The organism is Roseomonas aerilata DSM 19363 (genome assembly GCF_000711725.1).
Classification (GTDB): Bacteria; Pseudomonadota; Alphaproteobacteria; order Acetobacterales; family Acetobacteraceae; genus Roseomonas; species Roseomonas aerilata.
In genome coordinates, this window is the sequence record NZ_JONP01000042.1 from 21,031 (window position 1) to 27,366 (window position 6,336).

Genomic DNA, 6,336 nt, shown 5'->3' on the forward strand with positions numbered 1-6,336 from the left:
ATGAGGCGCATCTTTCACGCGACCGCGGTGGCTTCGCGCCCCGCGGTGCCGCCGCTCGCCGGCGTCGAGGGCTTTTTCACGAACGGCGATCCGGCGGCCAGTGTCCCGGCGACCGTCGTACCGGCCTGGTGGCTCAACCAGCTGCAGGAAGAGTTCCTCAGCATCATCCTGGCGGCTGGGCTCACACCCGACGCTAACAACCTCTCGCAGGTGCTCGCAGCCATTCGAGCGCTGACGCCGACTAATATCAACCAGGTCACCTTCCTCTCCTCGGGCACCTACACGCCACACCCAAAGCTCATCCTGGCGCGCGTCCGCGTCATCGGTGGCGGCGCGGGGGGCGGCGGAGCGACGGGCGGAAGTTCCGGATCCTCGGGAGGCGGTGGCGGCGGCGGCGCGTACTCGGAGGGGACTTACTCACGTGCCACCATCGGTTCGTCTCGAGCGATCGTGGTCGGCGCGGGAGGGTCTGGCGGTGCGTTTGGAGCTTCGGGCACCAACGGTGGGTTGAGCTCGCTCGCTGGCATCATCAATGCAAACGGGGGCGGCGCGGGCGGCGGCGCTGGAGACGGTCTTATCGCAGGCGGGGGCATCGGCGGCGGTTCGGCTGGGGGGCACATCAATATTCCCGGTGCAGGTGGCAGCACTGGTGCCCTCGGAGTGGGTGGCGCCGGCGGCGGTAACCCGCTCGGCACTGGCGGGGTCCTGTCCTACCCGACCGCGGCGACGGGGGCCTATGGCAATGGGTACGGCGGCGGCGGTGCGGGAGCGGGAGCGACGCTCAACGGCCGAATTGGCGGGGCCGGCACACAGGGCGCCGTCTTCATTGAAGAACTGATCGGGAGCTGACGCATGTCGAAGCAGTACGCCATCGTCGCCATCGAGAGAGCGGCCATCGAGTTGCCGGGCATGGAGCCGCGCCAGGTTGAGGCAGGCGATGTCGTGAACGTCGTCCTCTGGGACGGAGATGCTGAGTTCGATCCGGGCCCCGGTATGGATCTCCTCCTCATCCAGGAGGGCTGGGGCGTGGTGGATGGGCGGCTGGCAGAGCTCCCGGCGCCGGAAGAAGAGCCCGCACCAGCGCCTATCCGCGTGATCCGCAGCCTCGCATTCCGTGACCGGATGCCTGTGGAGAAGCAGGCCCTGCTTTCCGTCACGGCCATGCAGGCTGCAGCGGCCGGCGACGGGGCGCTCCTCACCTTCCTTTTCAACCAGGCGGCCAGCACCACCACCAATCTCGACGACCCGCGCGTGCAGGACGGTGTCATGGCGCTCATCGCCGCCGACCTGCTGACCGAGGACGAGGCGGCCGCGCTGCTCGCCGACGGCACCCCCGAAGAGGTCGGCTGACCGCGCACGCCCGGAGGGCCACCCATGATCGTTATTCCGAAGCCGGGTCTGCAGATCGCGGACCCGGACCAGCACGATTACCTGCCCTCCGAGGGGCGGGTTGTGCCACCGACGGAGTACTGGCTCCGGCGCCTTCTCGATGAGGATGTGACGCTTGCCGATCCTGACTACTCGCCCGTCCGTCCAGTGTTCCAGCCCACCGTCCGAGGTACCACGGCTCAGCGCCCCGACCCTGCCGAGCAGGGCGACACCCGCTTCAACACCGACCTCGACAGCCTAGAGGTCTATCTCGGATCGGATGGAGGTTGGCAGGTACTCGCCGGGCTCGGTGAGGACGTCATCGCGGGCGTGCTCAGCGCGCGCCAGGATGCCTTGGATGCGAAGTCGGCAGCACAGGCTGCGGCGGCGGCTGCAACAGCCGTCGGGAACGCGGTGGCTGCTGCGGTCCAGGAAGCGACGGCTCCGCTGTCAGAGCTGATCCAGAACCTGCAAACCCAGATCTCCGCTCTGCAGGCCGGCTCGGGTTCGCCTGGCACGCCAAGCCCGCCGGTTGCCACGTCACTTCCTTACATCACCTGACCGAGGATCGCTCCAATGGCCAGCACGCCAACGGTGAAGCAGCTGCTGCTGACCACCGCCTCCAACCAGGCACTCATCCTGGCCAACCAGGCCAAGCAGGACGCCCGTCTCGACGCCATCGAGGCGGCGGTGAAGGGTACTGGCGCGCCAGTGGCCGCCGACCTTCCCACGATTAGCGGCTAGGAGCGCGCGATGAAGACTGGCCATTCGGCAAACTGGATCGGCACCGCGCCGCTCACCTTTGAGCGCAAGTGGCAGGTGTCCTCGGACGACGGCGCGACCTGGGCCGATGTAGCGACCGGGATGACCTTCTCCGACGCTCTCGAAGCGACCCACGCCGGCAAGAAGCTTCGCTTTGTCGAGATCGCGAAGAATGTGGCCGCGCCGGACGGCGTGCCGGTCTACAGCCTTCCCGTCACGCTGAGCGCGGTAGTGAACCCTCCCGCGGTTACCCTTCCCGCCCTCACCATCACCCCCGCTGCAGGGCCTTTCCAGATTGGCACCTCGTCTGTGGCTGCCGGTGCGACGTTGGCGACGATCTCTGGCGCCGCGCAGGGGGCCACGCTCTCCGTGCCGCAGGGCGAGACCCGGTACGTTCTCAACAGCGCCAAGACCGCCATCCTGGTAGGAGCTTCGGCGCTGTCTACGGCGGGCGACCTCGCGCTCGCGGTGGTTCAGACGCTGGCTGGTGCCACGAACAGCCCGCGCACCACTACCGCGACGATCACCGTCACGGCCGCGGCGGAGACGCCAGCCCTCCTCGCGGACGGCACCGGCTTTGCCTCGGCCTACGGCGGCGCGAAGATCCGCACCTCGTTCAATGGAGCGCCCGTCGCGCAGAGTGGCGGCACCGTTTCGGCCTGGAACGACCAGATCGGCAGCGCAAACTTCGGCCTTGGCCTGACCAGCGACGCGCCGCAGAGCGCGCCGACCTACACGGCGAGCAATGCCGCCTTCAATGGCCTTCCCACCATCGATTTCGATGGAAATGGCCAGCACTTGATGACACCCATGGGCAGCATGCCCGCGGCCTCCAACGGCCAGGTCGGGTATGTCTTCGTATTCTCCTACAGCTCCAACCAGCCGAACCTCAACAACTATCCCTGCGTCTTCGCGATGCGGTCGGATGGTGCGTCAAAGGCTGACCAGGACGCTGCGGGGTTCGCCATTTATACCGGGCCTGAGAGCACGAAGGTGTGGCTAGGCCATAATTTTGCGGAGACGCCGCGCACGATCGACCTGCCGCGCGACACTGCACTCGTTGGTGGCGTGCTGTTCAACAGTGGACAGGTCGAGTTCTGGGTTGATGAGGCTGTCGCCAACACGCCCTCGTCCGGTAACATCGGACCTGGCCAGCTCATCCTGGGCGGTGCAAATGAGCGCGGGGCGGGGTCTTTCGCATCTCCGAGCAAGTGCTCATTCTCGCATATCATCTCGATTACCGACATCAGCAAGTTTCACGCGGTGCGGGTGAAGCTAGGCGCGCTTCTCGGGAAGACACTGACTGATCCGAACGCGGTCCCCACTGAGCCGAGTTTCTTCTTAGCTGAGGATGCTGATCTTCAGCCCAATGCGCGGGCGCTCGATCCCAGCCTCATGCCCGCTACCTTCGTGCTGCAGAACTGGAGTTCGTCTCCAAGCGTTGGCTTCGCACGGGTCGGCATGCCGTTCGCACGCGGCGACATTCCAGCGGGTTCCGTGCCCGTCATTCGGCGTGGCGGCAGTGTGGTTCCTGTGCAGTTTGATGAGCGCACCTACTGGAAGAATGGTGACCTGAAGTTTGCTGTCGCGCATCTTCGCGACACGAACTTCGCCGGCTCGGAGAGCCGCACCTATGCTGTCAGCAGTGAGGCGGGCACCTACAACAACACCGGCACCAAGACCCCCGCCGACGTTACCTCGGGGCACGATTTCAAGGTGGCCTTCTCGTCGCTGACTGAGACGGGCAGCAGCGGCACGTCCCAGGTTGGCAGCGGCAGCTTCACCTCCAGCCTCAACGCTCACATCGGCGTAGCAACGCGGCGCGAGAAGTACCATTCCGGGCCTGTGTGCGAGAGCTGGTATGCCTGGGGCATGGCGACGGACAATGCCGGTGGTGCGCAGGACGCGCACCTCAAGTCCAACTGGTACGTGAGCCTGTGGAAGAACTCGGACGGTTCTATCTACGCACACGAGATCGCCGCCGTGAACTCGCAGGACTGGTGGAGCGTGCCGAACAAGAAGAGTCGTAACTACACGATGGCGCTGAAGGACGGCTCGACGACCATTGAGACCTACGCCAACGTCGCCCACAACTATCATGAGCAGAATATCACCTGCACAAACCAGGGTGGCAACAACCGTGGCCGTCGTCACTGGGTTGGTGGAGCGATGCCGACGCTTGTGTATAAGCCCAACAAGACTTACTGGCACAACACCCGTGTGATAGCTCCTTACGACCCCAACAAGGATGCGCCTGTCGCGATTGATCCGGCCGCCACACAGACTTATGTGCCTGGCCTAGAGTTCAATCATCGGCGCAACATCGACGGCACTGGTGCGTATGGTGGTCGTGGTCTGTACTCGAATATGGATGTCGCAGCCTTCATGCGGCAGGAAGCGGCTGATGTCGCGACTATGCGTATGAATGCACACGCCGGCCTGCATGTGTTCTATCACTACCGCAGCAACGCTAATAGGCAGCGCCCTGGGGACAGCACGGCGGACGTAGCCAATACCGTTCAATCCCTCAGCCTGAAGGTTGGCGCGGGGACGCAGGTCCCCTATGACTTCACGGCGGACGGAATGCCTGCTCCCGGCCATTGTTACATGGACGGCCGCAATGAGGCCGTGTGGAAGAACGGATATGTCGCGCCTGAAGTGTATGATGGCGTCTGGAGCACAACGACGGGGGACAGCTCCCACTCGGCCAATTACAGCGCGTTCGCTTATGCGCTTGAAGGGGAGCGTTACCACCTAGAAGCAACACTCGATCTTGCTATGGCCATGGCCCACATGCGTCTCGGCGGTGAGTTCGGCTGCTACGCCACATCCATGATGCACGAGGTGAGCAACTACACTGCCGGTGATCGCTGGGAGGGTGTCGTCATCCGAGGTCAGCAGCGTAACGGCTGGGCCCTTAGCATCATCGGGTCTGCCTGCGGTCTCATCCCTGCCACGCACGTTGCCTACAACAGCATGCAACGTTTCAACCAGCAGCAGGGCCGCTATCTCCGCAATGCGTTGGTTTATATGTCTGACGACATTCGTGCGGCTGGCGTGCATATCTCGGGCTCAAATCTGGTTACCGAGGGCGCCGAGCACTCAAGTTGGATGACGGGCCACACCTGCCTATGTACGTGGCAGAATGCGGAAATGACCGAGAATCCGCTTATGGCAGCCTACGCAGCACATATCTCGAAGCCGTCTATTCGGCTTGCAGAAAAGAACATCTATCGCAGCAACTCGTACCGCTCTGATTATCTCAGAACGGCCAAGGCATGGAACAAGAACACCAACCCATTCGGGCGTGATGCTAAGATGCGTGGGCAGACTTACGTACACCCGAATGGCAACACACTGGAGCTGCAGAGCGACGAGTTTAGTTCTGGCGAAGAACCGGGCTGGGCAGAGTTCCAAGTTGGGGACACTGTGTATGCTATGTTCGGCCCCGGCGAGGTTGCCGATGGTCTAAAGACTGGTCAGGGAGTGCCGTTGTACGTCGTCAACGTCATCTCTCCGCGTGTCGTGCAGGTTTCTCTAACTCCTGGTGGAGCACCCATCACCATGCCCGCCGACGTGGGTGTGTATGCTGGCTTGGACCCGCAGTGGACGGACCAGTACGCCGTAGCGGTCAATCCTCCGCGGATCATGGGCATTGACAGCGCATCGTTCGTGCATCGCATGTGCGTTGTGATGGCGAAGCGCGGTGGTGTCCCCGAAGCCACGCAGGAGAAGATTAATAAGTACGATACCTTCCTCGCCAATAGCACTGGCTCCGGATGGTACACCTGGTCTGTGGTTCCCTAAACGGCCGTAGGAAAGGCGAAGGCGTATAAACCTTCGCCTTTCCGGTGGTGCTTTAGAGCACCTAACGAAACCTGCTGGTGAGCGTTTTGCGGGGCATGGCGAAGCCCCTGGTTCCGGATGATCTCTGGGCGGCGATCGAGCCGCTTCTGCCGCGTGAGCGGCCCAAGCCCAAGGGTGGGCGGCCGCGGCTGCCCGACAGGGCGGCGCTGACCGGCATTCTGTTCGTGCTGCGGTCCGGCCTGCCCTGGGAGATGCTGCCTTCTGAGATGGGGTGCGGCTCTGGGATGAGTTGCTGGCGCAGGCTCCGGGACTGGCAGGAGGCCGGTGTCTGGGCTGCCTTGCACCGGGCTTTGCTGGAGCGCCTTCAGGCAGCCGGGCAGATCGACTGGCGCCGGGCTG

6 protein-coding genes are annotated in these 6,336 nt (G+C 63.8%); all 6 read left to right on the plus strand.

The features are described from left to right. Complete coding sequence (locus tag BO39_RS35030) at nucleotides 1-849, plus strand: hypothetical protein (protein WP_052402609.1); 849 nt, start codon at nucleotides 1-3, stop codon at nucleotides 847-849. A 3-nt stretch (nucleotides 850-852) separates the two neighbouring features. After that, nucleotides 853-1,350 carry a hypothetical protein gene (locus BO39_RS25120; RefSeq protein ID WP_043838860.1) on the plus strand — a complete coding sequence of 166 codons (498 nt, stop codon included), beginning with the start codon at nucleotides 853-855 and terminating at the stop codon, nucleotides 1,348-1,350. A 24-nt stretch (nucleotides 1,351-1,374) separates the two neighbouring features. Beyond that, a complete protein-coding gene (locus tag BO39_RS25125) occupies nucleotides 1,375-1,929 on the plus strand; it encodes a DUF2635 domain-containing protein (protein WP_043838862.1) in 555 nt (184 codons plus the stop codon). 15 nt (nucleotides 1,930-1,944) lie between these two features. Beyond that, nucleotides 1,945-2,112, plus strand: coding sequence for a hypothetical protein (locus BO39_RS33025; protein WP_156963908.1), 168 nt, complete (start codon nucleotides 1,945-1,947; stop codon nucleotides 2,110-2,112). Nucleotides 2,113-2,121: 9 nt separating this feature from the next. Then, nucleotides 2,122-5,937, plus strand: a complete 3,816-nt coding sequence (locus tag BO39_RS25130) for a hypothetical protein (protein ID WP_043838864.1) — start codon at nucleotides 2,122-2,124, stop codon at nucleotides 5,935-5,937. A 95-nt stretch (nucleotides 5,938-6,032) separates the two neighbouring features. Then, nucleotides 6,033-6,336: IS5 family transposase (locus tag BO39_RS25135; RefSeq protein ID WP_043838881.1), on the plus strand; the 304-nt coding region annotated here is incomplete at its 3' end.